The sequence below is a fragment of the Lacrimispora sphenoides JCM 1415 genome, from assembly GCF_900105615.1.
In the GTDB taxonomy this organism is placed as follows: domain Bacteria; phylum Bacillota; class Clostridia; order Lachnospirales; family Lachnospiraceae; genus Lacrimispora; species Lacrimispora sphenoides.
In genome coordinates this window covers 4,096,820-4,122,333 of the sequence record NZ_LT630003.1, presented here as the reverse complement: position 1 = coordinate 4,122,333, position 25,514 = coordinate 4,096,820, and the positions used below count along the sequence as shown (strand labels likewise).

At 44.5% G+C, this 25,514-nt stretch carries 23 protein-coding genes, 2 tRNA genes, 1 pseudogene and 1 riboswitch; of the genes and pseudogenes, 19 read left to right on the top strand and 7 right to left on the bottom strand.

The window, feature by feature from the left end:
* Positions 1-29: 29 nt before the first annotated feature.
* The 3 genes and pseudogenes from BMX69_RS18705 to BMX69_RS24955 all read right to left on the bottom strand — a co-directional run bounded on the left by BMX69_RS18705 (position 30) and on the right by BMX69_RS24955 (position 2,169).
* A complete protein-coding gene (locus BMX69_RS18705) occupies positions 30-1,439 on the bottom strand; it encodes an NAD(P)/FAD-dependent oxidoreductase (protein WP_100043196.1) in 1,410 nt (469 codons plus the stop codon).
* An 11-nt stretch (positions 1,440-1,450) separates the two neighbouring features.
* Positions 1,451-1,546: riboswitch (purine riboswitch) on the bottom strand.
* 51 nt (positions 1,547-1,597) lie between these two features.
* A pseudogene (locus tag BMX69_RS18700) lies at positions 1,598-2,068 on the bottom strand (DUF4091 domain-containing protein); the annotation flags it as partial.
* Entirely contained in the window at positions 2,044-2,169 is a 126-nt protein-coding gene (locus tag BMX69_RS24955) for a hypothetical protein (protein WP_278280693.1), read from the bottom strand. The gene BMX69_RS24955 and the pseudogene BMX69_RS18700, both read right to left, overlap by 25 nt.
* A 219-nt stretch (positions 2,170-2,388) precedes the next feature.
* Between BMX69_RS24955 and pth the strand changes: the two genes are divergently transcribed.
* From pth to BMX69_RS18675, 5 genes are all read left to right on the top strand, one after another.
* The gene (gene pth, locus BMX69_RS18695; RefSeq protein ID WP_100043195.1) at positions 2,389-2,955 is read left to right on the top strand and encodes an aminoacyl-tRNA hydrolase; all 567 of its coding nucleotides are present in this window, start codon (positions 2,389-2,391) and stop codon (positions 2,953-2,955) included.
* A gap of 9 nt (positions 2,956-2,964) precedes the next feature.
* Positions 2,965-6,513: a transcription-repair coupling factor gene (mfd, locus tag BMX69_RS18690; protein WP_100043194.1), complete on the top strand. Its 3,549-nt coding sequence runs from the start codon at positions 2,965-2,967 to the stop codon at positions 6,511-6,513.
* Positions 6,514-6,644: 131 nt separating this feature from the next.
* Positions 6,645-6,830, top strand: a complete 186-nt coding sequence (locus BMX69_RS18685) for a hypothetical protein (RefSeq protein ID WP_025230368.1) — start codon at positions 6,645-6,647, stop codon at positions 6,828-6,830.
* 190 nt (positions 6,831-7,020) lie between these two features.
* Complete coding sequence (gene spoVT / locus BMX69_RS18680) at positions 7,021-7,569, top strand: stage V sporulation protein T (RefSeq protein WP_054790439.1); 549 nt, start codon at positions 7,021-7,023, stop codon at positions 7,567-7,569.
* 43 nt (positions 7,570-7,612) lie between these two features.
* On the top strand, positions 7,613-7,756 hold the full coding sequence (locus BMX69_RS18675; protein ID WP_054790440.1) for a hypothetical protein: 144 nt from the start codon (positions 7,613-7,615) through the stop codon (positions 7,754-7,756).
* A gap of 134 nt (positions 7,757-7,890) precedes the next feature.
* On the opposite strand, the gene BMX69_RS18670 is transcribed toward BMX69_RS18675, so the two are convergent.
* Positions 7,891-8,871 carry a ComEC/Rec2 family competence protein gene (locus tag BMX69_RS18670; protein ID WP_100043193.1) on the bottom strand — a complete coding sequence of 327 codons (981 nt, stop codon included), beginning with the start codon at positions 8,869-8,871 and terminating at the stop codon, positions 7,891-7,893.
* Between the two features lie 222 nt (positions 8,872-9,093).
* On the opposite strand from BMX69_RS18670, the gene BMX69_RS18665 reads away from it, so the two are divergent.
* The 13 genes from BMX69_RS18665 to BMX69_RS18605 all read left to right on the top strand — a co-directional run bounded on the left by BMX69_RS18665 (position 9,094) and on the right by BMX69_RS18605 (position 19,437).
* Positions 9,094-9,486: a MazG nucleotide pyrophosphohydrolase domain-containing protein gene (locus BMX69_RS18665; RefSeq protein WP_100043192.1), complete on the top strand. Its 393-nt coding sequence runs from the start codon at positions 9,094-9,096 to the stop codon at positions 9,484-9,486.
* A 63-nt stretch (positions 9,487-9,549) separates the two neighbouring features.
* Positions 9,550-9,852, top strand: coding sequence for an HU family DNA-binding protein (locus BMX69_RS18660; protein ID WP_268875600.1), 303 nt, complete (start codon positions 9,550-9,552; stop codon positions 9,850-9,852).
* A gap of 3 nt (positions 9,853-9,855) precedes the next feature.
* Positions 9,856-10,095, top strand: a complete 240-nt coding sequence (locus BMX69_RS18655) for an RNA-binding S4 domain-containing protein (protein ID WP_025230363.1) — start codon at positions 9,856-9,858, stop codon at positions 10,093-10,095.
* Positions 10,096-10,184: 89 nt separating this feature from the next.
* Positions 10,185-10,469, top strand: coding sequence for a sporulation protein YabP (gene yabP, locus BMX69_RS18650; RefSeq protein ID WP_025230362.1), 285 nt, complete (start codon positions 10,185-10,187; stop codon positions 10,467-10,469).
* Between the two features lie 78 nt (positions 10,470-10,547).
* On the top strand, positions 10,548-10,922 hold the full coding sequence (yabQ, locus tag BMX69_RS25140; protein WP_334292466.1) for a spore cortex biosynthesis protein YabQ: 375 nt from the start codon (positions 10,548-10,550) through the stop codon (positions 10,920-10,922).
* A 17-nt stretch (positions 10,923-10,939) separates the two neighbouring features.
* Positions 10,940-11,263: a septum formation initiator family protein gene (locus BMX69_RS18640; protein WP_025230360.1), complete on the top strand. Its 324-nt coding sequence runs from the start codon at positions 10,940-10,942 to the stop codon at positions 11,261-11,263.
* Between the two features lie 232 nt (positions 11,264-11,495).
* Complete coding sequence (locus BMX69_RS18635; RefSeq protein WP_330387473.1) at positions 11,496-12,911, top strand: SpoIIE family protein phosphatase; 1,416 nt, start codon at positions 11,496-11,498, stop codon at positions 12,909-12,911.
* A gap of 74 nt (positions 12,912-12,985) precedes the next feature.
* A complete protein-coding gene (gene tilS / locus BMX69_RS18630; RefSeq protein ID WP_100043190.1) occupies positions 12,986-14,362 on the top strand; it encodes a tRNA lysidine(34) synthetase TilS in 1,377 nt (458 codons plus the stop codon).
* Positions 14,355-14,882: a hypoxanthine phosphoribosyltransferase gene (hpt, locus tag BMX69_RS18625; protein ID WP_054790442.1), complete on the top strand. Its 528-nt coding sequence runs from the start codon at positions 14,355-14,357 to the stop codon at positions 14,880-14,882. The genes tilS and hpt overlap by 8 nt, the downstream gene beginning before the upstream one ends.
* 12 nt (positions 14,883-14,894) lie before the next feature.
* The gene (gene ftsH, locus BMX69_RS18620; protein ID WP_025230356.1) at positions 14,895-16,712 is read left to right on the top strand and encodes an ATP-dependent zinc metalloprotease FtsH; all 1,818 of its coding nucleotides are present in this window, start codon (positions 14,895-14,897) and stop codon (positions 16,710-16,712) included.
* Between the two features lie 372 nt (positions 16,713-17,084).
* Positions 17,085-19,148: a glycoside hydrolase family 13 protein gene (locus tag BMX69_RS18615; protein WP_100043189.1), complete on the top strand. Its 2,064-nt coding sequence runs from the start codon at positions 17,085-17,087 to the stop codon at positions 19,146-19,148.
* Positions 19,149-19,229: 81 nt separating this feature from the next.
* A tRNA-Tyr gene (locus BMX69_RS18610) sits at positions 19,230-19,311 on the top strand.
* A 40-nt stretch (positions 19,312-19,351) separates the two neighbouring features.
* Positions 19,352-19,437 (top strand) — tRNA-Leu (locus BMX69_RS18605).
* Between the two features lie 71 nt (positions 19,438-19,508).
* On the opposite strand, the gene BMX69_RS18600 is transcribed toward BMX69_RS18605, so the two are convergent.
* On the bottom strand, positions 19,509-20,474 hold the full coding sequence (locus BMX69_RS18600; RefSeq protein ID WP_100043188.1) for a LysR family transcriptional regulator: 966 nt from the start codon (positions 20,472-20,474) through the stop codon (positions 19,509-19,511).
* 138 nt (positions 20,475-20,612) lie between these two features.
* Here BMX69_RS18600 and BMX69_RS18595 point away from each other — a divergent pair, with 138 nt between their 5' ends.
* The gene (locus tag BMX69_RS18595; protein ID WP_278280692.1) at positions 20,613-22,058 is read left to right on the top strand and encodes an aspartate ammonia-lyase; all 1,446 of its coding nucleotides are present in this window, start codon (positions 20,613-20,615) and stop codon (positions 22,056-22,058) included.
* Between the two features lie 122 nt (positions 22,059-22,180).
* Here BMX69_RS18595 and BMX69_RS18590 read toward each other — a convergent pair whose 3' ends face one another.
* Positions 22,181-23,683, bottom strand: a complete 1,503-nt coding sequence (locus tag BMX69_RS18590; protein ID WP_100043187.1) for a response regulator transcription factor — start codon at positions 23,681-23,683, stop codon at positions 22,181-22,183.
* Positions 23,673-25,394 carry a sensor histidine kinase gene (locus tag BMX69_RS18585; protein ID WP_100043186.1) on the bottom strand — a complete coding sequence of 574 codons (1,722 nt, stop codon included), beginning with the start codon at positions 25,392-25,394 and terminating at the stop codon, positions 23,673-23,675. Before BMX69_RS18585 ends, BMX69_RS18590 begins: the two co-directional genes overlap by 11 nt.
* Positions 25,395-25,514: the final 120 nt, after the last annotated feature.

Sequence of the window (25,514 nt, the reverse complement as noted above, 5' to 3'; positions counted from 1 at the left end):
ACACTTAGGTAGAACTCTTATTTTTACTCTTATTTCATAGCGGCAAGAATGCTTCTGGCTACGCTTAAGCCGTTGGCAGATGCCTGCTGAAGCCCTCTTGTTACAGAAGCACCGTCGCCGATGGCGCGCAGTCCCTCTACGCTGGTTTCAAAGTCTGTGTTGACCACAACCTTATTGGAATAGAATTTTACTTCTACACCGTATAACAGGGTTTCTTCGCTGGCAATACCTGGAGTTACCTTGTCCAGGGCAAGAAGCATTTCTTTTATGTCAACCATAATGCGGTGAGGAAATACCAGGGATAAATCGCCTGGAACCGCATCCTTTAAGGTGGGGATCAGATTGTTGCGGCATAAGCGCTCCTCTGTGGTACGTCTGCCTCTTTGGAAATCCCCAAAGGTCTGCACCAGGATCTTGCCGTCACAGAGCATGTTGCTCAGCTGGGCGATCTGCTTGCCGTATTCAATAGGGGTCTTAAAGGGTTTTGTAAAGTTTTTGGATACCAGGATTGCAAAGTTGGTGTTGTTTGTCTTGTATTCCTGGGATTTGTAGGCATGACCGTTGACAACCGCCAGCCCGTTTTCATAGTATTCCGTAGCTACCTCTCCGGAAGGATTGGTACAGAAGGTGCGAACCTTGTCGTCAAAGGTAGGGGTATGGTAAACAAGCTTTGCTTCATATAGATTCTTGTTTAAGAATTCCATGACCTCGTCCCGGACCTCTACCCGGACTCCGATATCTACAGTTCCCACCTTGGTTTCAATTCCATGGTTTTCACAGATATGGCTGAACCAGTCAGAGCCTTCGCGGCCGATGGCGGACACGATCTCCGGTGCATAGCAGATCTCTTCCTTATCGGTAATAACTCCTGTTGCTTTATTATTTTCGATGATAATATCCTTTACCATCGTGTTAAATGCCATTTCAACCCCCTGCTCCAATAAATGCTCCTGGAGGCGGGTGTAAATCTTATAGCCTTCTTCCGTGCCCAAATGGCGGATGGGACATTCGATCAGCTTTAAATTGGCGCCTATGGCTTTACGGCGGATTTCCTGAATCTCTTTTTGTTTGTCAACGCCGTAAACATTGGTGTCTGCACCGAATTTTAAGTAAATGTTGTCTGATTCCTTAAGCAGCTCCACTGTTTTATCATATCCAAGTATTTCAGGGAGGTTTCCGCCAACATCAGGTGATAAGGATAATTTTCCATCGGAAAATGCTCCGGCTCCTGCAAAGCCTGTGGTAATGGAGCATGGCTTGCAGCCTACGCATGTTTTTGTTATCCTTTTCGGACAGGTCCGGTTTTCGATCCGGCGGCCTTTTTCGATCATAAGAATCTTAAGGTCCGGCTTTTTCTCGATCAGCTCATAGGCACAGAAAATACCTGAGGGGCCTGCACCAACGATGATGACGTCGTAATTTTTTGAAACATCCTTCATGAACATCACTCCTTTTTCCTTCTAACCCTTATAGTCAACTATTATGGTAGTTGGTAGAAACGATCAACCGATTATGAACTTATATAAGCGCAACAGCTTTATTCTATCATAGTGGATACGGAAAACACAAGAGATATCCATTCTTCGGAAGAACTTTTTTATATGTATTTTTTAATAAGCCGGTTAATCTTATTTCTCACCCCCATAACAATATACTGCTCTAAAAGCTTTAGTGCCCTGTGATCCTGTATGGCTTCGTAAAGAACCATAAGGCGTATGGATTCCTCCGGAACACCGTCAGGCCCCGGATAAACCAGGAAGGCATCACCGGAAGGGAAGCTTCCGTCACAGTCTGTCACCTCATAAGAGTTTAAGTGGCGGAGGGAAAATGCGGAATTATAGAAATTGAATCCCCAGTGAAGGATTCCCTCAATCCCATATTTATATACCTGAAGGCCGTAAACCCGGTTCCTTGCAGAGGGCATTGCCATGAAACGGTTGGCGACGTCCACGCACTGTGCGGTGCAGTAGTAGCTCCATAGATGGGGAACCTTATGGTCTAAGAATGGCTCTATGTGGTCATTGGCACAGGCCGGACGTTCTATTATGCCAGATTCATAAAAGGAATAATCGAATCTGTTCCATAAGAATCTCCTTTTTGTTTTTTAATCTTCACGCCTCTTAAGGCGGCGCCTTCCTGGTGCTTTAAGCGGTCATTCTTCTGATGCAAAATTATCCTTATTATAACTGGATGTATTTTTCTTTACAACTGTTTAAAAATAAAAAGGCGGTGTTTGCCTTTACATCTTAAGAATGAACTGTTAAAATAAAAAAAGCAGCGTTAGACCCCCCGGTTTTGGGAAATCTAGCGCTTTTCGGGCGTTTGAAACCCCTAAAAAGTCATGAATCGGAACCGTAATTAATATAGACAATAATAAGGAGAATCATCATGTATATCATCGCAGGATTAGGAAACCCCACCAGGGAATATGAAAAAACCAGACACAATGTAGGATTTGAGGCTGTGGACGTTCTGGCGGACAAACTGGATGCCAGGGTAACGGAAAAAAAGCACAAAGCATTTTATGGGACCGGAAGGATCGGATTGGAAAAGGTTGTTTTATCAAAACCACAGACCTTTATGAACCTAAGCGGAGAGAGTATCCGGGCCATGGCGGATTTTTATAAGGTGGAGCCAGACCACATCATTATCATCTGTGATGACATCAACTTAACGGAAGGCCAGTTAAGAATACGGTCAAAGGGAAGCGCCGGAGGCCATAACGGCTTAAAGAACATCATAAGCCATCTGGGAACCCAGGAATTTTTAAGGATCCGGGTGGGAGTTGGTGAAAAGCCAAAGGAAATGGACCTGGCAGACTATGTTTTAGGCCGTTTCCCCAAAGAACAGGCAGCGATCATGGACCAGGCGTACAAGGATGCAGCAGAAGCAGCCATTATGGTGGTTACAGAGGGAGCGGAAGCGGCAATGAACCATTTTAACAGGAAGAAGTAAGGAGATTTCATGAGTGATCTATTTGAAAAACCATTGAGGGAATTAAAGGATTTTGAGGACCTTTCCGGTGATCTGTTAAAAAGAGCCGGACCTGTCATGGCCAGCGGCTGTATGGATTCCCAAAAGGTTCATCTGATGTATGAATCGGCAAAACAGGAAGGCTTAAGGCTGGTAGTCACTTATGATGACACCAGAGCCAGGGAGATCTATGAGGACCTGCGCTTCTTTGACCCTGATGTTTGGCTGTATCCGGCCAGGGATCTTCTGTTTTTCAGCGCGGACATCCACGGAAACCTGCTGACCAAGCAGCGTATGACCGTGTTCCGTCAATTAATGGAGAAATCCTCCGGCTGGGTTGTCACGACCTTTGACGGGCTTATGGACCACCTCCTTCCGCTTGAGTACCTTAAGAAACAGGTGCTGTCTGTGGAAGGCGGTCAGACCATTGATGTGGAAAAATGGAAAAAACGTCTTACAGAGCTGGGATATGAACGTATGGCCCAGGTAGATGGCATGGGGCAGTTCTCCATCAGGGGCGGGATCATTGACGTATTCCCTTTAACCGAAGAGCTTCCGGTGCGGATTGAGCTGTGGGATGATGAGGTTGACTCCATCAGAACTTTTGATATTGAGAGCCAGAGATCCATTGAACAGTTAGAGAGCATACGGATCTATCCTGCCACGGAGATGGCTCTGACAGGGAGTCAGATCCAGGAGGGAATCGAAGTCCTGGAAAAGGAATTAAAAAAATACGAGAAGGATTTAAGGGCACAGTCAAAAATACAGGAGTCCGCCAGGATCCGTTCCATTGTATCCGAATTTTTGGAAGGGCTTAAGGAAGGGTTCCGGCAGCATGGGCTGGACGGCTATATCCATTACTTCTGCCAGGAGAGCGTGTCTTTTCTGGAGTATTTCCGCGGGGAAAATTCGGTACTTTTCCTGGATGAGCCGGAACGGCTTAAGGAAAAAGGGGAAACCGTTGAAATGGAGTTCAGGGAAAGTATGATACACCGCCTGGAAAACGGTTACCTCCTTCCGGGACAGACCGGTCTTCTTTATACTGCAAAAGAGATGCTGGCCAGGGTCCAGACAAAGACAACGGTTTATTTGACCGGCTTAGAGCAGAAGCTTCCCGGTTTTACAGTAAAAAACCGCTACAGCTTCCAGGTGAAGAATGTAAATACCTATCAGAATGGGTTTGAGCTTTTAATAAAGGATTTAACCAGATGGAAAAAGGAAGGATACCGGGTAATCCTTTTATCCGCTTCCAGGACCAGGGCCAGCCGTCTGGCAGGAGATCTAAGAGAGTATGATTTAAGGGCCTACTGCCCTGATGATGGGGGAGAGGGTCAGGAGGTAAAGCCAGGGGAGATTCTGGTCACCTATGGAAACCTCCACCGGGGCTTTGAATATTCCATGATAAAATTTATCGTCATAACGGAAGGCGATATGTTTGGTGTGGAAAAAAAGAAGCGGAAACGGAAAAAGACTTCCTATGAAGGAACCAAGATTCAAAACTTTTCCGATCTTTCCATCGGTGATTACGTAGTCCATGAGGAACATGGTCTTGGTATTTACCGGGGAATCGAAAAAATCGAGCAGGATGGAGTCATCAAGGATTATTTAAAGGTAGAATATGCGGACAACGGGAACTTATATCTTCCTGCGACAAGGCTTGACGGAATCCAGAAATATGCCGGTGCCGAGGCGAAAAAACCAAAACTGAACCGGCTGGGAGGAGACCAGTGGAACAAGACTAAGACCAGGGTAAAAGGCGCGGTAAAAGAGATTGCCAGGGAGCTGGTGCAGCTCTATGCGACCAGGCAGGAGACCCATGGATTTCAGTACGGAGAGGATACGGTCTGGCAGAATGAATTTGAAGAGATGTTTCCATATGAGGAAACCGAGGATCAATGGGATGCCATAGAGGCGACCAAGGCGGATATGGAAAGCAGGAAGATCATGGATCGTCTGATCTGCGGGGACGTTGGATACGGAAAGACGGAAATCGCCCTCAGGGCTGCATTCAAGGCGGCACAGGACGGTAAACAGGTCGTCTACCTGGTTCCGACAACCATTCTCGCCCAGCAGCATTATAATACGTTTGCCCAGCGTATGAAGGATTTCCCTGTCCGGGTGGATTTAATGTCCCGTTTCCGGACTCCGGGGCAGATGAAAAAGACCCTGGAGGATTTAAAACGGGGACTGGTGGATATTGTGATCGGAACCCACAGGGTCTTGTCAAAGGATGTGCAGTTTAAGGATCTGGGCCTTCTAATTATTGATGAGGAACAACGTTTCGGCGTGGCCCATAAAGAAAAGATCAAGCAGCTGAAAGAAAATGTTGATGTGCTGACCTTAACGGCCACTCCCATTCCAAGGACCCTGCACATGAGTCTGGTTGGCATCCGTGACATGAGCGTGCTGGAGGAACCTCCCGTAGACCGTATGCCAATTCAGACCTATGTCATGGAGCATAACGATGAAATGGTGCGGGAGGCCATTCACCGGGAGCTTTCCCGCGGAGGACAGGTTTATTATGTATACAACCGGGTAAGCAACATCGACGAGGTGGCAAACCACATTGCAAGTCTGGTTCCCGAGGCGGCGGTAACCTTTGCCCATGGGCAGATGCACGAGCATGAACTGGAGCGGATCATGTTTGATTTTGTTAATGGAGAAATCGATGTCCTTGTATGCACCACCATCATTGAAACCGGACTTGATATTGCCAATGCCAACACCATGATCATCCAGGATGCGGACCGCATGGGCCTTTCCCAGCTATATCAGCTTCGCGGGCGTGTAGGCCGTTCCAGCCGGACTTCCTATGCATTTCTAATGTATAAGCGGGATAAGCTGCTGAAGGAGGAGGCAGAAAAACGTCTTCAGGCCATCCGTGAATTTACAGAACTGGGGTCCGGGATCAAGATTGCCATGCGGGATCTGGAGATCCGGGGGGCAGGAAATGTTCTGGGAGCGGAACAGCACGGACACATGGAAGCGGTAGGGTATGACCTTTACTGCAAGCTCTTAAATCAGGCGGTTTTAGAGCTTAAGGGACAGAGGAAGGAAGAAGAAAGCTATGAAACCGTGGTGGACTGTGACATTGATGCATACATCCCCACTTCCTATATTAAGAATGAATATCAGAAACTTGATATCTATAAGCGGATCTCCAGCATTGAGAATGAAGAGGAATATATGGATATGCAGGATGAGCTGATGGATCGTTTCGGTGACATTCCTAAGCCGGTTGATAACCTGCTTAAGGTGGCCGGCTTAAAGGCTCTGGCCCACAGCGCCTATGTGACAGAGGTTAATATTAACCGCCAGGAGGTCCGCCTGACCATGTATAAGAATGCAAGGCTTAAGGTAGAGGGAATTCCGAAGATCATTGATCAGTACCGTGGGGATTTAAAGTTCCAGATGGGAGAAGTACCAAGGCTTACGTATCTTGACAGAAAGAAAAATCAGTCCACCGATGCCATGATCGGCCAGGCTGAGGTGATATTAAAGCAAATGTTGGAATTGTCAGAAAAGAATGAAAAAATATGAAAATTGACTTCTAAAATACCGTTCATCTGGTTGATTTTTGTCTTATTTGTGATATAATAATAGTAGAAGAAGGGCTTTAGTCCCAGATGCTTTCTTTGTTCCCATTAATGTTCCGGAGAAAGGTGGTAGCTATGGACGTTTTAGGTATGTATCTTCTACAGAGAGTTTCAAATGAATTGACAATTCAAAAATATGGTTCTTTTGAAAACCATTTTGTAACCCCCGTTCCAGATAACGCAGCTGCAAAAGCAGCCCATGAGGGATATCTGTCATCCTCAAAGCAAGTGATACGCCGTGTCAGACAGGGTGACTTCTAAACTGGGAAAACCCCGGCTTCTTCAAGCAATTTACTAAGTTTGATTAAAAAATCAGGGTTCGACTTTTTTTTAACAAGTCGGCCCTGATTTTAAATTTTGGGAAAAATGGCAGACTTAAGTATAATCTGTTGCTTTCGTAGCAAAATAATATCAGTGATATAAAAACGCACAAGATGGAGGAATTTTTATTATGAAAGCAACTGGTATTGTAAGACGAATTGACGACCTGGGACGTGTAGTTATACCAAAAGAAATCAGAAGGACGCTCCGGTTACGAGAAGGGACTCCGCTTGAAATATTTACAGACAGGGAAGGAGAAATCATTTTAAAGAAATATTCTCCGATGGTAGAACTTACTGCTTTTGCTTCCCAATATGCAGAAGCCATGGCTCAAACTACCGGACTTACCGTATGTATCAGCGACAGAGATCAGATCATTGCTGTGGCAGGAGGATCTAAGAAGGAACTTCTGCAGAAGACCATCAGCAAGCAATTGGAGAACCTTATCAATGAACGCATGGTCGTGGTGTCCGGAAAGGATGACAAGAGCTTTATTCCTCTGTCAGGGGAAACTCTGGAAGGGATAACGGCTCAGGTGGTGGCTCCCATTATCTGTGAGGGCGATGCAATTGGAGCAGTAGCTTTATTGAGCAGAGAACCCAGAGCACGTTTTGGAGATATGGAAATAAAGCTGGCTACAACGGCCGCCGGATTTTTAGGCCGTCAAATGGAAGGCTAACCTTGCCGCAAACCAACATACATGAATCAGGAGGTGAATAGAAATGAAGGTTTTTGTACCAGATGAAGATGATTATAACGATGGCGATATCCCGGAAATTGATACGGAACCATATAAAGATGGATCCTACGTTGAACCATTACCGGAATCAGAACGGCCAAGGCGGGATGGTCCCGGGGGAAATTAACCGGGCGCTTATGCCATAATCCGGGAGAGATATGCCCTTTAAGCATACCTCTCCGTCCGGACAGCATAGACAGTAAAGAGGTAATGACAAAAAAAGAAACGGCATCTGCCGTTTCTTTTTTAGGCGGAAACCGGTTAATAGATGATCTGGTCTCCGTCTTTAATACAATAATTTACCTTTACTCCCAGCTCTTCCATCCATTTCCTGGTTTCAAGTGTTTTCCAGTCCCCGCTGCCGATTCCGCCGCCGTTGTCGTTATTCCACAGCCAGAGCGGACAGGGCCAGAGGGCGATTTGAGGTTTAATGATGGAATATACATTCTGATTAACGCCGTACTGACCGTGGTGGGACATCTGAACGATATCACTTTTTAAATCCTCTGCGCTTCGTTCTGCAGCCAGAAGTTCACCAGCTTCGGGTCCCATATCACCCAGCACCAGGATGCTTACGTCATTTAGAAAAAATTTATAAGCAACGGAGCTGTTATTTACGGAGGTGACATCCAGAAGATAGGGATTGTTTAAAACCTTTGCTTTTATCTGGCCCAGCTGGATCTCCTGATCCTTCTGCACGGTGTGCAGCTTTTCGGCGGGAAGTGTTGCAAGGGCGGATATCAGACTGTTCACCATACTGTTCCTGGAAGGTTCTACTTTTTCATACCAGGATAAGTCCGCCAGGGAATAATAGACATTATCAATGGTGATCTGGCTGTCTGGATTATTCAGAATCTGGACAAGTGCCCCTATATGGTCTGAATGAGGATGGGTAATAAACCATCCGGATACATGCCCGCCCTTAGAACGGAGCACTTCCGTTAAATGGGCCGCATCAATATCCCAACCGCCGTCAATGACTACAAGAGTTCCGTTTTTGTCCTGTAAAATCATGGAAAGCATTTGCCGGTTGTCGTAATCGGATAGCAGGGATAAGCTGCCGCCGTTAAAAATTTTGCTTCCCGGTCCGATATTAAGGGCCGGTCCAAAGCCCATGCCCCGCATTGTCAGCTCTCCGGCTGAAACGCTGGGTGTTAAGAGCTCTGTGGTAAATGCGGTAAATACAATGTTTAAAAATAATACGCAAGCTGCTATTTTTTTCCATATGCTGAAATTTTTCATGGTTACCTCCGTTTTCCTTTGTATAGTCTATTTCTTGAAGATTGGCCGTTTGATGAGCCAAAGGCAAATCGAACTTCCTTAAATAATCTCTCTTATTATATAAGAACAGGCTCTTTTTTAACAGGGGGGAGAAACAATTGTCAGAAAATCTTCAGAATTAAAAAAAGCAAGATCCCATGGACTGCCTTGTCATGATATAATAACGGCAAAAGGAGGCTGATCATGTATACTTTTGAAGATTTAGTAAATATTACAAATAAACTGCGATCCGAAAAAGGCTGTTCCTGGGACAGAGAGCAGACCTATGAAAGTCTGAAAAAATGCCTTGAAGAGGAAAGCAGGGAGGTTCTTAATGCCATCGATCATGAGGATATGGAAAACCTTTGCGAAGAACTGGGAGATATCCTGTTTCTGGTAATGCTTTACAGCCAGATTGCAAAGGAGCGGGGAGACTTTTCTGCTGATGATGTGGTAAACGGAATCTGTAAAAAAATGATACGCAGACACCCCCATGTTTTTGGCGGAGAAAATGCTGGTTTGCAGCTGGAGGGACAAGCGCTTTGGGAGGCAATAAAAAAGCAGGAGAAAGCCTTACAAAAGTGCGAAAAACCTTGACAAAAACGGGAGAAACAGCTATAAATGATATAGTAATCGTGTTATGCGAAAAATCGTAGCCTGGTGCTACATTCTAGGAGGAAGATATCAATGAACAAAGCAGAGTTAATCGCAGCAGTCGCAGAAAAAGCAGAGCTGTCCAAAAAGGATGCAGAGAAGGCAGTTAAAGCTTTAACAGATGTAATATCTGAAGAACTGGTTAAAGGCGAGAAGATCCAGTTAGTTGGTTTTGGTACATTTGAGGTATCTGAAAGAGCGGCAAGAGAGGGAAGAAATCCAAAGAGCGGCGAAGTTATGAATATTCCTGCTTCTAAGACACCAAAATTTAAAGCTGGAAAGGCTTTAAAGGATATGGTAAACGCTTAATCCATGAGACTGGATAAGTTTCTCAAGGTTTCTCGTCTGATCAAGAGAAGAACCGTAGCGAACGAAGCCTGTGATGCAGGACGTGTGCTTGTAGGCGGAAAGCCTGCGAAAGCTTCCTTAAACATTAAGGAAGGCGACATCATAGAGATCCATTTTGGGACTAGCTCTGTAAAGGTTGAGGTTCTTGATGTAGCGGAAACGGTTAAAAAGGAAGAAGCGAAAGAGCTTTATCGCTATCTCTAGTTCACAGTTTCGATACGTACGATAAATTTCAGTAATATTGGAGCGTGCCTCCTAATATACTTTAGACAGGTATATTAGGAGGTTTTTGTATGGAAGAAAAGGTGAATATCCGTCCTCACAGGCTCACAATAGAAAACCGGGGTTCCGGTACGATGACAGGAATACGGGAAGTGGTGTCCTTTGATGAAAACCAGGTAGTTCTTGATACGGACATGGGACTTTTGACTTTAAAGGGAAAGGGGCTCCACGTCAGCCGCCTGACGCTTGAAAAAGGGGAAGTGGATTTAAACGGCAATATTGAAAGTCTTACCTATTCCTCCAATGAAGCTCTGCGCAGGTCTGGAGAATCCATGATTTCCAGACTGTTTAAATAAAAAAGGAAGTTCGATTCCCCTGGTGGTTCATCGAACGGCTGATTTTCTAAGCTCAGCCGGCGCTTTGCTAAGAAAATTATGCCCAGAAGGAGTCATATGAGCGTTCATATCGTATACGAAGTAAAACTTCTGCTCTACAGCTTTTTAACAGGCGCAGGGCTTATGATAACATATGACCTGTTACGCATTTTCCGTATTTTTATTCCTCATTCCTATGTGTTTATAGGAATAGAGGACATGATATACTGGGTTTATGCGGCCTTAGCCACGTTTTCTCTGCTGTATGAACAGAATGACGGAGGATTAAGAGGGTACGCCGTTGCTGGAGTATTTATAGGAATGTTTTTATATGATAAAATAATAAGCAGACATTTCATAAAACTCTTGAAACATTTCCGAATATATCTTAAAATAAAAGTGGATGGTTGTAACCGAAGAAAGAACCGGCATTAAAGGTGATTGGTGATTGTATGGACAAAATGGGAAAATCAAGACGAAAGAGAAAAGATAGGTGGGGCAATCGAATGACGATTATCGGCATTACCTTTGTCGTATTCAGCCTTGCTGTGATTGTTACCATTAAGGGAGTCACGTTAAAAGAGAAGGAGCGGGAGTATGAGCTCCGTCTGGAAAATCTTCAGGCCCAGGTGGACAAGGAAGAGGAGCGGTCTCAAAAATTAGAGGAATACCGGGTTTATGTCCAAACCAAACAATATATTGAAGAAGTCGCAAAGCAGAAGCTGGGACTTGTAAATCCTGACGAGATATTACTGAAGCCGTCGCGCAGGCAGTAGTCCCCCCTATGTCCAAAGAGCTTGGACAATAAAGGGGAAAGCTGTCGTACAATTTTAGATCATGAGTCAGCTGTTTTGACAAATATTTTCCTTCTGCCTGTATATAATGTGGATTATGAGAAACTGTATTTTAGTTTCTCATAAAAGGTGCTGCTTTTGCACCGTCCATCCGATTATGAAAACTTGTTTTCATAATCTGGTTTAAAGCATGATACAGGCAGGAGGGATTTTTGTGTTCAGACGTAAGGCGGCACATCATGATATGGCTGATGTGAATGTATATACGGCAAAAAGATTAAACGACATGGCCAGCTCTTTGGGAGAGCTTGCCAAAGCTTGTACAGATGACTTGTCAGCAGAACAGGGACTTACAAAGGAAGACGGCATTGCGGCCCTTGAAACGGCGGCGGCTATGGTATGCGCAGGCTGCAACAAATGCATTGTGTATTCCGGGAAAGAACAGGACAATCAATATTATCTGCAATATCTGGTTCGTGCATTTGAACAAAAAGGGAGTGTGGACTACGGGGACATGCCCCGTTTTTTTCTGGAAACCTGTAAAAGGAAGGATGACTACATGGTTCAGCTGAACCGGGGGCTTGGCAGAGCCACTATGAATCTGGCATGGAAGAACCGTTTTTTGGAAAGCCGTGACGCAGTCATCGTCCAATTTAAAGAACTGGCTGTGATTTTGGAGGAGTTTTCCCATCAGGTGGAACATTCTGTTGACATAACTCCGGATTGGGAGGAAGAAATTAAGCGGGCTTTCCGCCGCAACCATATTATCATTGAGAAGATGCTCATTTTAGAATACGAGAATCATCAGAGGGAAGCATTTCTGACAATGAGGACCTTGAACGGACGGTGTGTGACGGTAAAGGAGGCTGCGGAGATCCTGGAAAATGCCATAGAGGAAGGGGAATGGACGGTTGCCCCTGACGGCAGGAACTTAGTGACCAAGCAGGCCGACACCATACGGTTTGTTGAAAAGGGAGAGTACCGGGTCATTTATGGTGTGGCCAAAGCAGTCAAAAGCGGAGAAGAGGTATCCGGAGACAATTATACCTTTGGACAAGTCCAGCCGGGACAAGTTATCATGAGCCTGTCAGACGGCATGGGAAGCGGCAGAGTGGCCGAAGAGGAAAGCAGGCAGGTCATTGAGCTGACTCAAAGACTTCTAGAGGCCGGATTTTCCACCAGGGCGGCCCTTAAAATGGTCAATACGGTCCTGCTTCTCACCGGGATCTCCCAGCATCCGGCCACCCTGGATTTATGCTGCATTGATTTAAAAACCGGGATCATGGAGGCCATGAAGCTGGGGGCGGCAGCCACCTATATTCTCAGTGAAAAGGGAGTAGAGCTTTTGGAAGCAGGTGAGGTGCCCATGGGAATCTTAAATCCGGTGGAACCGGTTCTCCTGTCTAAAAAGCTATGGGATGATAACCGGATCATCATGGTGAGCGACGGTGTGTTAGACGCTCTTCCGGCAGACGAAAAGGAACTGATGCTGCAGGAATTCATTGCCGGAATGCCGGTAAAAAATCCTCAGGATATGGCTGATCGGATTCTCCTGTTTGCAAGATCCTTCAGCGATAAGGCGGCGGATGATATGACCGTTCTCACTGCCGGAATATGGAAAAGAAAATAATAATTGCAACAGACATGTTTTGTGGGTATATTTATAATATAGAGGGGAGAAAATCAACTAAGGAAGGTGGCTGAATGTACAGAACGATATTAGATTATATCAGACGGAACCGGCTGTTTTCTCCGGGGGACCGCGTCATTGTGGCGCTTTCCGGAGGAGCCGATTCGGTCTGTCTTCTTGTAGTCTTAAACGAGCTTAAGGAAGTGCTGGGGCTGGAATTAAAAGCGGTTCATGTCCATCACGGCTTAAGGGGGAAAGAGGCAGACAGAGACAGCGATTACGCTGGTAAGCTTTCAGAATCGATGGGAGTGCCTTTTGCCTGTGTCCGGGTGGATGCAGCCCTTTATGCCAGGGAACATGGTATGTCAGTGGAAGAGGCAGGAAGGCATTTGCGTTACCAGATATTTGAAAAGGAGCGCCTTGACTTTTCAGGGACAAAAATAGCGGTGGCCCATCACAGGGATGATCAGGCGGAGACCATTCTTTATAACCTGTTCCGGGGGACCGGGTTAAAAGGGCTTGGAGGAATGCGCCCGGTACGGGACAAAATTGTCCGCCCGCTGCTGTCTGTTGGAAGGGAGGAAATTCTTGCATATCTGGCGGAAAATGGGATATCTTATTGTGAGGACTCTACCAATGCCCAGACGGATTATGTGAGGAATCGCATTAGAAGCCGGATTTTGCCGGAGATCACGGAAGAAGTCAACAGGCGTGCAGGGGAGAACATCCTTCACGCGGGAGAGCTGGCTGCACAGGCAGATGCGTATCTGGAAAAGCAGGCAGAAGCCATATTAAAGGCCTGGGGAATCGGGGAAACGGATGAGGCCGGAACAATAACGGCGCGGGGAGTTGATACAAAGGCTCTTTTGGCGGAAGATGACATTATAAAGAACTATGTGATCCGGATCATGATCCGGTCTGTCAATGAATCCATGAAGGATATTACGATGACTCACGTGGAAAGCGCAGCAGCGCTTCTTTTTGGTTCTTCCGGCAGGCAGGTGGATTTGCCCTGCGGGCTTATTGCTGTGCGTATTTTTGATGAATTATGGATAAAAAGGAAAAAACAGGAAGGATTGGTGGATAAGGAAAAGACTGTTTTTCTTCCAGAACTGGAATTTAAGATCTTTCCCTACAAAAAAGGTCAGGAAATTCCCAAAAACAGGTATACGAAATGGTTTGATTATGATAAAATCAAGTGTGCGCTGTCTGTTAGGTATCGAAAAACCGGGGATTACATGACACTGGCCGGAGGCGGCAGAAAAACCGTCAAGGAATTTATGATTCATGAGAAGATACCGAGAGAGGAACGGGAAAAAATACCGCTTGTAGCGGATGGTTCCCATGTCCTCTGGGTCATCGGATACCGGATCAGTGAATATTATAAGATAACAGATGATACCCGTACAGTAATACAAATGCAGTTAGACGGAGGAAAAAACAATGGATGATAAGATACGTATATTGTTATCAGAGGAAGAAGTAGCGGCAAGGGTAAAAGAAATAGCAGAAGTGATCAGCAGAGATTATGATGGAAAACCACTTCATTTGATTTGTATTTTAAAGGGTGGTGTTTTCTTTACCTGTGAGCTTGCAAAGCGGATCAATCTGCCTCTTACCATGGATTTCATGTCCGTATCCAGTTACGGCGCCGGAACGGTGACCAGCGGAATCGTTAAGATCACCAAAGACCTTGATGATCCCATTGAAGGAAAGGATGTATTGATCGTGGAGGATATCATTGATTCCGGCAATACCCTGGCCTATCTGATTGAGGTATTAAAGCAGAGAAATCCAAAAAGCATTGAGCTGTGTACCCTTCTTGATAAACCGGAGCGCCGGGTGAAGGATCAGGTCAAGGTGAAATATACCTGTTTTACCGTACCGGATCAATTTATCGTTGGATATGGCCTTGACTACGATCAGATATACAGGAATTTACCATATATTGGAGTTATAGAACAGCAATAAGGAGGCAGCATGTTGAAACAACAGCAACCATTCAGAGGCTTGGGCTTTCTGCTCCTTCTGGTCATCATGCTTTTCTTTGCCAGTAGGCTGCCCCAAAAGAGCGGAATTATCACCAACCAGGAGCTGATGCAGGCAATTGATAATGGAACCATAGTCTCGGCAACCATCAGGCAGAACGACCCGCCCCCAACGGGGAGGATCGAGATGACCATGACTGACAACTCAACAAAACAGGCCAATGTGTCCAATGTCATTGAGATTCAGGATCGTCTGGATCGCAATGGAATTACCTATACAGTGGATGCGGTACAAAAGGAAAATTTATTCCTGACGATTACGCTTCCGTTAATCTTAACGGCGGTAGTTTTGGTTTTTCTGTTCATGTTGATGAATGCCAGGGCAGGGGCAGGAAGCGCTAATGCCAAAATGATGAATTTTGGAAGAAGCCGGGCTCATCTTGCAAAGGATGCCAACAAGGTGAACTTCAGCAAGGTAGCAGGACTTGAAGAAGAAAAGGAGGAGCTGGAAGAAGTCGTTGATTTCTTAAAGAATCCTCAGAAGTATACCAGTGTAGGGGCCCGGATCCCGAAGGGAATCCTCCTTGTAGGACCGCCCGGAACAGGAAAAACCCTCCTTGCCAAGGCAGTGGCAGGAGAAGCCGGGGTACCGTTTTTCTCCATTTCCGGTTCCGATTTTGTGGAAATGTTTGTAGGTGTCGGCGCTTCCCGCGTGAGGGACCTGTTTGAAGAAGGAAAAAAGCATGCCCCCTGTATCATATTTATCGATGAGATCGATGCGGTAGCCCGCCGCAGAGGTACCGGTATGGGCGGCGGACACGACGAAAGAGAGCAGACCTTAAACCAGCTTCTGGTGGAAATGGATGGCTTCGGGATCAATGAAGGGATCATCGTTATGGCGGCTACAAACCGTGTAGATATCCTGGACCCGGCAATTCTGCGTCCCGGACGCTTTGACCGGAAGGTAGGGGTCGGTAGGCCTGACGTAAAAGGAAGAGAAGAAATCTTAAAGGTTCATTCCAAGGAAAAACCTTTGGGAGAAGATGTGGATCTAAAGAGGATCGCCCAGACGACTGCGGGATTTACCGGTGCAGATCTGGAGAACCTCATGAATGAAGCCGCTATCTATGCGGCCAAACACAGCAAGAAATTTATCAATCAGGCTGACGTTGACAGAGCTTTTGTAAAGGTTGGAATCGGAGCCGAGAAAAAGAGCAAGGTAATAACCGAAAAGGAAAAAAGGATTACGGCTTACCACGAAGCAGGCCATGCGATTTTATTCCATCTGCTTCCTGATGAAGGACCGGTGCATACCATTTCCATCATTCCTACGGGAGTCGGTGCTGCCGGATATACCATGCCATTACCGGAAAATGATCATATGTTCAACACCAGGGGCAAGATGCTCCAGGATATCATGGTGGATTTAGGCGGAAGGATCGCAGAGGAGCTTATTTTCGGCGATATCACCACCGGAGCTTCCCAGGATATCAAGCAGGCAACCGCTACGGCCCGGGCCATGGTGACCCAGTACGGAATGTCTGATAAAGTGGGTATGATCAATTATGGCAATGAGGGCGATGAAGTCTTTATCGGCCGTGATCTGGCCCATGCAAAGAGCTACGGCGGCCAGGTGGCCAATACCATTGATAATGAAGTAAAACGGATCATTGATGAGTGCTATGAAAAGGCAAAGGATATTATCTTAAAACATGAAGAGGTACTCCACGCCTGCTGTAAGCTGCTCATGGAAAAAGAAAAGATTGGCCAGAAAGAATTTGAAAATTTGTTTTCTGCAGTAGCGGAGGGTTAAGTACCTTCTGCAGGCTTTCACGAGATAAAAGCACAGAGTCCGGGAAAATATCTAAGTTTCCGCCCAGGAATCTGTGCTTTTTTGTGTTCAGTGCTGGACGAAAGGAAAAATGCATAAAAAATCAAAGGTAAAAAAATGATGTTTGTGCACACTTATTTTCTCAGTCGTGTTATAGTAATAATCGTAAACCCCCCCAATACATTATATAGTTTTTGCTACACCCCATAAGAAACGAAATACCTTCTCCGAAAAACGGTCAGCTGCCCCGCTGGCCGTTTTTTCTGCTTTTAACTTAAAAAGGCAGGGTTGTATATTTTGATTCAATCGGATAAAATAGAATGTATAGATGACGAGAAAGGAAATGAAAATCATATGTGCTTCCAGGCTGAGGCGTTAAATAGAGATGCATTATTTACTGATGAGACAGAAAGTTTCCGATTCCCGGCAGAGCCCCGTGTGGGAGATGATGTGATTCTGATTTTCCGGACGGCAAAGGACAATGTGGACCAGGTCTGTTATATCCAGGAGGGGTTAAGCGGAGAGACGGTCATGGAAAAGGCAGAGTCCGACGGCCGGTTCGATTATTATAAACATAGATTGACGGCAGGAGAAGAGAAAATCAGCTACAGCTTTAAAGTGTATAAGGGCAGAGAAGTCTGCTGCTATAACCGGCTGGGTGTTTCCGGGGATAATCCGGAAGGATTTTGCTTTCGCATCGTACCCGGTTTTTCCACCCCTGACTGGGCCAAAGGAGCCGTCATGTATCAGATTTACGTAGACCGGTTCTGCAACGGTGATGTGACCAATGATGTGGCAGACGGAGAGTACGTATATATTGGCCATCCGGTATCCAAGGTACAGGACTGGGGGAAATATCCCAACCAGATGGATGTGGGGTATTTTTACGGCGGCGATTTACAGGGAGTATGGGATAGGCTGGATTATTTAAAGAGTCTTGGTGTTGATGTAATCTATTTTAATCCCATTTTTGTATCACCATCCAATCATAAGTATGACTGCCAGGATTATGATTACATTGATCCCCATTACGGCCTGATCGTTAAGGATGGAGGGCAACCGGTAGGGGCTGATGCAGTGGATAACCGGCTCGCTGAAAAATACATGATCCGTACTACAGATAAAGAGAATTTAGAAGCCAGCAATGAATTTTTCGCCCGGTTTGTTAAAGAGGTGCACAAACGAGGGATGAGGGTCATCCTGGATGGGGTATTTAATCATTGCGGTTCTTTTAATAAATGGCTGGATGGAGAACGGCTCTATGAGATGTCCGGAACGTACGAGCCGGGAGCCTATGTGTCAAAGGACAGCCCATACCGGACGTTTTTTAAATTTTACGACGAAGAAGCCTGGCCTTATAATGGTTCCTACGACGGCTGGTGGGGCCATGCAACCCTTCCAAAGCTGAATTATGAGGACTCCAGGACTTTGTATGAGTATATCCTGCAGATCGCCAGAAAGTGGGTATCGCCACCCTACAATGTAGATGGATGGCGGCTTGATGTTGCGGCAGATTTAGGACACAGCAGCGAATACAACCATAAGTTCTGGAGAGACTTCCGCAAGGCGGTAAAGGAGGCCAATCCGGAGGCTATTGTGCTTGCTGAGCATTACGGGGACCCGTCCAGCTGGCTCCAGGGGGACCAGTGGGATACGGTCATGAACTATGATGCTTTCATGGAGCCTGTAACCTGGTTTTTGACAGGCATGGAAAAGCACAGCGACGAAAGAAACCCCAATCTGTTCGGAGATGGGGAAAGTTTCTTTAAGTCCATGAATTACCATATGAGCCGCATGATGACAGGATCCATACAGGTGGCCATGAATGAGCTGTCAAATCATGATCATTCCCGTTTTATGACCAGAACCAACGGCCGGGTGGGACGGACTTCCACTCTGGGCCCGGAAGCAGCCTCTCAGGGTATTAACAATGGAATTTTCAGGGAAGCGGTTATGATCCAGATGACCTGGCCCGGCGCTCCCACAATTTATTACGGAGACGAGGCGGGTGTCTGCGGGTGGACGGATCCGGATAACCGGAGAACCTATCCCTGGGGCCGGGAGGATTTAGAACTGATCGAGTTTCACCGGTATATGACCGGACTTCATCACAGCATACCGGCATTGCGCCTTGGGTCCTTAAAACAGCTTCTGGCCGGGAGACACCTTATTTCTTATGGGCGTTTCTTAAAGGACAGCATTTGCGCCGTGGCGGTCAACAATCTTCCGGAAGAACGGCAGATCGGGATCCCTGTATGGCAGTTGGGAATGGAGGACGGGGAAATCATGTCCCGGTACATGCTGACCTATGAAAACGGGTATAATGTAGGTAAAATTCCTTATGAGGTGAAAGACGGTCAGGTGCTTGTCTCCATGCCGGGAACAAGCTCTGTTTTGCTGGTAGCTGAACGGGAATAGAAATTTTATTTTTCTAAAAAAACCTTGATTTTTTAATGTCCCTGTGATAAAATAACACTCGCTTGCTTAATAAAAGAGCATGGGTGGGTTCCCGAGCGGCCAAAGGGGGCAGACTGTAAATCTGTTGTCGACGACTTCGAAGGTTCGAATCCTTCTCCACCCAGTCCGTACCGTTGTAAAGAACAAAAACGGTATATGAGAATGCCGGCGTGGCGGAACAGGCAGACGCACAGGACTTAAAATCCTGCGGGACTTACCTCCCGTACCGGTTCGATTCCGGTCGCCGGCATGATGAGAAAAACCTTGTACACTGTTATGGAGTACAAGGTTTTTTGTTGTCTAAAATAAGAAAAAACTAAATTAATAGGATGCCCTTTCATTCATTTTTTGACTACTCCCCGCAATCTTCAAAAACTCCTCCATTGCCCGGGTGAAACGTCTCCCCGTCTTCCAATAGAAATATAGGTTCCGACGGCAAAAATTACTTTCGATCTTATAATAAACAACATTCGGATGGGAGAGAACCTGTGCGATCAGAGTGTCACTGATAAAGGATATTCCCATTCCCGAACAAGTTATATTGTAAGAAGTAAGCTGTTGGTCAAGCTCAAATACTATATCTGGAGTAATGTCACGCTCCTGCAGAATTTCCATCGCGCGCTTCCTTGTGTCGTTCTCTGGTTTCAGCATGATAAATGGTTCCTTTTCAAATAGTTTCAGCGGTACTGGCTTAATCTTTTCTTCCAAAAAGGAGCCGTCAAGAATCAGCTGCACCGGAACCTGGTACTGCTCTGCTTTTCGATTAATTTCAAAGGTTTTCGGTACAGCCAGAAGCAAATGTTCTTCCTTGTATATACTGTTATCAAATATTCCCTTGTCCAGAGAACAATTATCAATCATCAAATCAATTCTGCCGTTCTGAAGATACGATGCCAACTCTGCTGTGCTCTCTTCAATCAGCTCTACCTTAACCATTGGAAAACGTTTTGTAAATTCGCCCATTAAAGGGGGCAGTACCCATGAAGAAAAAAGACTGCTTCCTCCTAAGATCAGCTCTCCAATTTTTAAATCTCCCCAGTCATTTACAAAATTGTAAAACTCACTTTCAATAAAGAGCATTTCCTCCACGGATTTAATATATTTTTTTCCGCATTCGGTTAAAGTCAAAGGCTTTGTACTTCTATCAAAAATCGGATATCCAATTTTAAGCTCGATTCTTTTTATTGTAGCGCTCAGCGAAGGCTGCGATATAAAAAGCTTTTTTGCAGCTTTGGAAAAACTTTGTTCTTTGTATACCAAGTATACATAATCCATCCCTTTAAACACTGTAAACCTCCTCTGCTTCAAGATATAACTTTGAAGTTATACCAATTATAGAAATATACGTATTTGATTATATTATAAATAGATTTTATAATAAATACAATACAAAACGGTATTTTACCGATTACGGAGGATTAGTCATTGGATAGCGTAAATAACATAGATTACAGAGTCGAAAAGGATTCCATAGGAATGAAAGATGTACCGGGGAATGTGTATTACGGTGTACAATCAATGCGTGCGGCAGAAAACTTTCATATCACTGGTCTCAACATCCATCCTGAAATCATTAACAGCCTTGCTTACATAAAGAAAGCAGCAGCTATAACGAACCTTGAGATAGGTCTTCTGGACAGAAAAACTGCAGAAGCGATTATTCAGGCATGTGATGAAATTCTGGCTGGACAATTCCGCAAAGACTTCATCGTTGATCCGATTCAGGGCGGAGCAGGAACTTCTCTGAATATGAATGCCAACGAAGTGATAGCAAACCGTGCGATTGAGCTTCTTGGCGGACAAAAAGGCGATTATTCCATTGTAAATCCCAATGATCATGTAAACTGTGGACAGTCCACAAATGATGTCATTCCCAGTGCCGGGAAAATGACTTCTTTAAGGCTTCTTAAAAAACTGAAAATAGAACTTCTCCGGCTGCATCAGGCATTTTGTGAAAAAGCTGATGAATTTGACCATGTCCTGAAGATGGGGCGCACCCAGATGCAGGATGCAGTCCCCATTCGGTTAGGTCAGGAATTTAAGGCTTATTCCACAGCAATTATGCGTGACCTCCGCCGCATGGACAAAGCCATGGAAGAAATGTGTACGTTGAATATGGGAGGAACAGCCATAGGGACAGGAATCAATGCTGATGTAAATTATTTGAAACGTATTGTGCCTAATTTAGCGAAGGTGTCAAATATGGAATTAGTGCAGGCGGCAGATCTGATAGATGCGACACAAAATCTTGATTCTTTTGTTGCCGTATCAGGTGCTGTCAAGGCCTGCGCGGTGACATTGTCTAAAATAGCCAATGATCTTCGCCTGATGTCTTCCGGACCAAGAACAGGCTTTCATGAAATCGACCTTCCTGCGAAGCAGAATGGCTCCTCCATCATGCCGGGAAAAGTAAATCCGGTGATTCCTGAAGTTGTAAACCAGGTTGCCTTTAATATCATTGGGAATGATGTAACCATCACCATGGCCGTAGAGGCAGGACAATTGGAATTAAATGCATTTGAACCTATCATTTTTTATTGCATGTTCCAGTCTATTGACACTCTTGCCTATGCTGTACAAACATTTGTAGATAACTGTGTATCCGGCATTACGGCGAACGAAGCAAGATGCCGTTTCCTGGTAGATAACAGTATTGGGATCATCACAGCGATTTGCCCCCATGTTGGGTACCAAAAGGCGGCAGATATTGCTAAGAAAGCCATGTTAAGCGGCAAACCCGTAAGAACTCTGATTCTGCAGGAGAAGCTTATAGGGGAAGAAGAACTGGACCATATATTAGATCCGGTACAAATGACAGAGCCGGGGATATCCGGGAAAAATTTATTGTTAAAGAAAAAGCTGGAAGCGTAACCGCCATACCTTTTGAGGTGCGGATTCACAACGATATAACGCCTGACGAAACCTTGCGTTCGTCAGGCGTTTTGACTTTGTTAACTTGATTGTTCTTCTTTCGGCAGGATCTGATTATTATTTTATTTTTTACGATGCAAATGATCCTTCGGAGAATAACCAAACATTTTTTTAAAACGTTTGCTGTAATAAAAAGCATCTGTATATCCTACCAGCTCCGCAATGTCCGATATCTTATATTGATTGGATTCCAATAATCTCTTAGAAGCTTCCATACGTATTATGGTGATATACTGAAGCAGGGATTCATTATTTACTTTTTTAAAGACACTGCCCATATAGGAAGGATTTAATTGAAATAAGTTCGCGAGCCGGGTTACGGTTAATTCTGGATCGGAATAATGTTTATCAATATAAGCAATGATTTTTTTGCTTAAAGAGAGGTCGGAAGGGATGGTTTCACTTTCAGTCATGCATAACCGCCCATATGAAAGAATGGTACTTTTAACCTGGCCCAGCCGATATTCTTCATCAATGATCTGGGAGGCAGATTCTGCCGGATTGTGGCTGAATTCAACCTGGCCGCCATAATGGATATGATAAGTGGTAAAAAATTCCGTAACGATTAAGTATAGGTATTTCACATCGTGCGTTTCTTCCAACGGCTGAAACAGGTCTTTGATATAAGCTTCCAGCCCCTTTGAATCCTTGCTGTTTAAATAATATAGAATCGTTTGCCTTACCTTTGATAAATCAGCGGATCTATTTTCCCAGGTAAGTTCTTCTGTCAGGATAAGCTTTGATTCAGGATTAAAATACCGGTGGTTAAGGGCGTAAAGATTTTTTTTATAATCAGGCAGCCAGGATTCTTTCAATGGGATACAGTCTCCCAGAGCTAAAAATGTGTAGGAGCGGCATTTTGGCATATCATTTTCCAAAACTTCTTTTAACTGCTGCCGTTCCTCTTTCTTGTGAAGGAAAAACTGTATGGTATAGGCATAATCCAGTTCCTTAAAATATTCACAGTCTAGTCCATGACGGCGGATCTTTGCTACCAGTTCTGATATAAAATCTTCATTTTCTTCATAGATAAAAGCACCTAAATAAAGGGTGTAATCATAAGCTGATACCTCAGGATATCTGGCAGTTAACTGTTCAATGCTTTGACAACCATTTAATACATTGGAAAGAAACGTGCATTTTTCAAAATGATAATACTTTTGAATTTGTTTCTGTTGTTTTTTTAACAATTCTATTTTTTCTTTGGTATCCTTTAAAACAGCGGTTAAGGTAGAAGCGTCTACAGGCTTTAACAGATAATCCATAACTCCGAACCGCATCGCGGAACGTGCATATTCAAAGTCATTATAACCAGATAATAGAATAATTTTGGTGGAAGGGTAATTGCGGTATACAGATTCCGCTACTTCAATTCCATTCATACGGGGCATTTTAATATCCAGCAGGATAAGGTCAATGGGATGCTGATTTAATAACTCAAGAACCTCTAGCCCGTTTTCGGCCTCCCCTATAAAATGAATGGCCAGTTCTTCCCGCGGAATGATTTTGATAATTCGTTGTCTGATAAAGTATTCGTCATCTGCAATTATAATATTAAGTGGCATCAGTGGACACCTCCTTTTTTCCAATGGTTATGGTAGAGATACAGCCGCCCTGAGGGTGATTGGCAATGGTAAGCCCATATTCGCTGCCGTAATAGAGTTGGATTCTCTGGTGAATATTTTTAATACCAAAATGAGTATTACCTGTAGTCCATATGCTTTCATAATTCTCTTCCCGGATTCCAATTCCGTTATCCCGGATGGTGAATAAAATGGAATCAGGAGTTTCAGTTACGAGAATATCTAATTGCCCTTTTCCATTCAGCTCTTTGATTCCGTGATAGATACTGTTTTCCACAATGGGCTGTAATAAGAGCTTGAGACAGGGATAGCCTGATATTCTGGAATCACAGGTGATATGAAAGTCGAACCGGTTATAGTATCTTACTTTCATGATTCTTAAATATGCTTCGGTTATGGCCAGTTCTTCCTTAACCGTAATGTGGGTATGACCGTTGCTTAGGCCATGACGGTAAAACGCAGAAAGATTCATGACCAGGTCAATGAGAGTCTCCTTTTCATCTATTTCTGCAAGAGAACAGATATTGTCCAGTGTATTATATAAAAAATGCGGGTTAACCTGCTGCTGAAGCAGATCCAGGGAAATTTTATTCTTTATTTTTTCTGAATTCAGTAAATCATTCTTTAACTTTTTCTGGGCAATTATCATGCTGTTGAATTCCTCGAACAGAAGTCCGATATCACTATCATGATAGGATTCATTGACTGGAATCCATTCCCCCTCCTTTACCTTCTGGGTATGAGAGATCAGCTGGTAGATCGGAGAGGTAATTGTACGGGATACTTTACGGGAGACATTAAGACAGGCAATAATACAGAGCAGGGCCATAATAATGGATATTCCCAAGGTGGTAAAGGTTGGCTGTAAAAAATAGAGCAGATTGATTTCGTTGACCAGATACCAGTTCAGCTCAGGAAAATGTTCAGAAAAAATAATCGTGTTCTTAGTCAGTTTGTAATTGCTCCTGTTGATGTAGTTTAGCTTCTTTACATTCTCATAGCGCCTCATTAATGGAACGGAGCCGTCTGAGCTTTGTACATTGCCATCGGAGTCTACAATAAAAAGCCTGCTGAAGCTGCTTGCATTATCCTTATAGATATCTGAAATAGTACTTTCAGGAATGGCGATTTCCACATACCCAAGCATGGTACCTGTGGAGCTGCTGTAAAACGGCAGCATGAGAGACAGGACATGTATCTCCGCGTCGCGCTCCTTATTGGAGTATTTTATCTCTGGTATCCAGATCTTCCGGTCTGAAGCAGAAGTATCCCGAAGATTTAACGGATAGGGATATATTTCTGTGGTAGCAATCAGCGCATATTCCGGTGAGTAGATGCTGACAGAATGAATAAAGGGAGTGGACTGGATGATATGATTGATCTCGGTTTTCAGATTCATCTGGTCAATGGCATTAAACTCCTTGTTATTGTTATTAAATTTAGATACAATGGCCTGTACACTCTTATCCGTTATAATGGTTTTGGAATAATTATTAACAGATGCGAGATAATAATCCAACTGACTGGAAATATAATCCAGCTGCCGGACAGCAGAATTAGTCTCTAATGCCAGAGTATGTTTATAAAATACGACAGAAGTACTAATCAATAATATTATAATGAATAACAGCAGCGTCTGAAACATAGACCGGAAAAATCTCGAATTAATAGAAGTTATTTTTTGAGCCTTCATATGGTTCCCCTTCTGTATGCAAAGCGTGTTTTGATTTCATGGAAGACTTAAATATAACAGTAATATTAGTACATTTTATTGGCTGTGTCCATATTGAATTTGTGTACTTGAACTATTAAA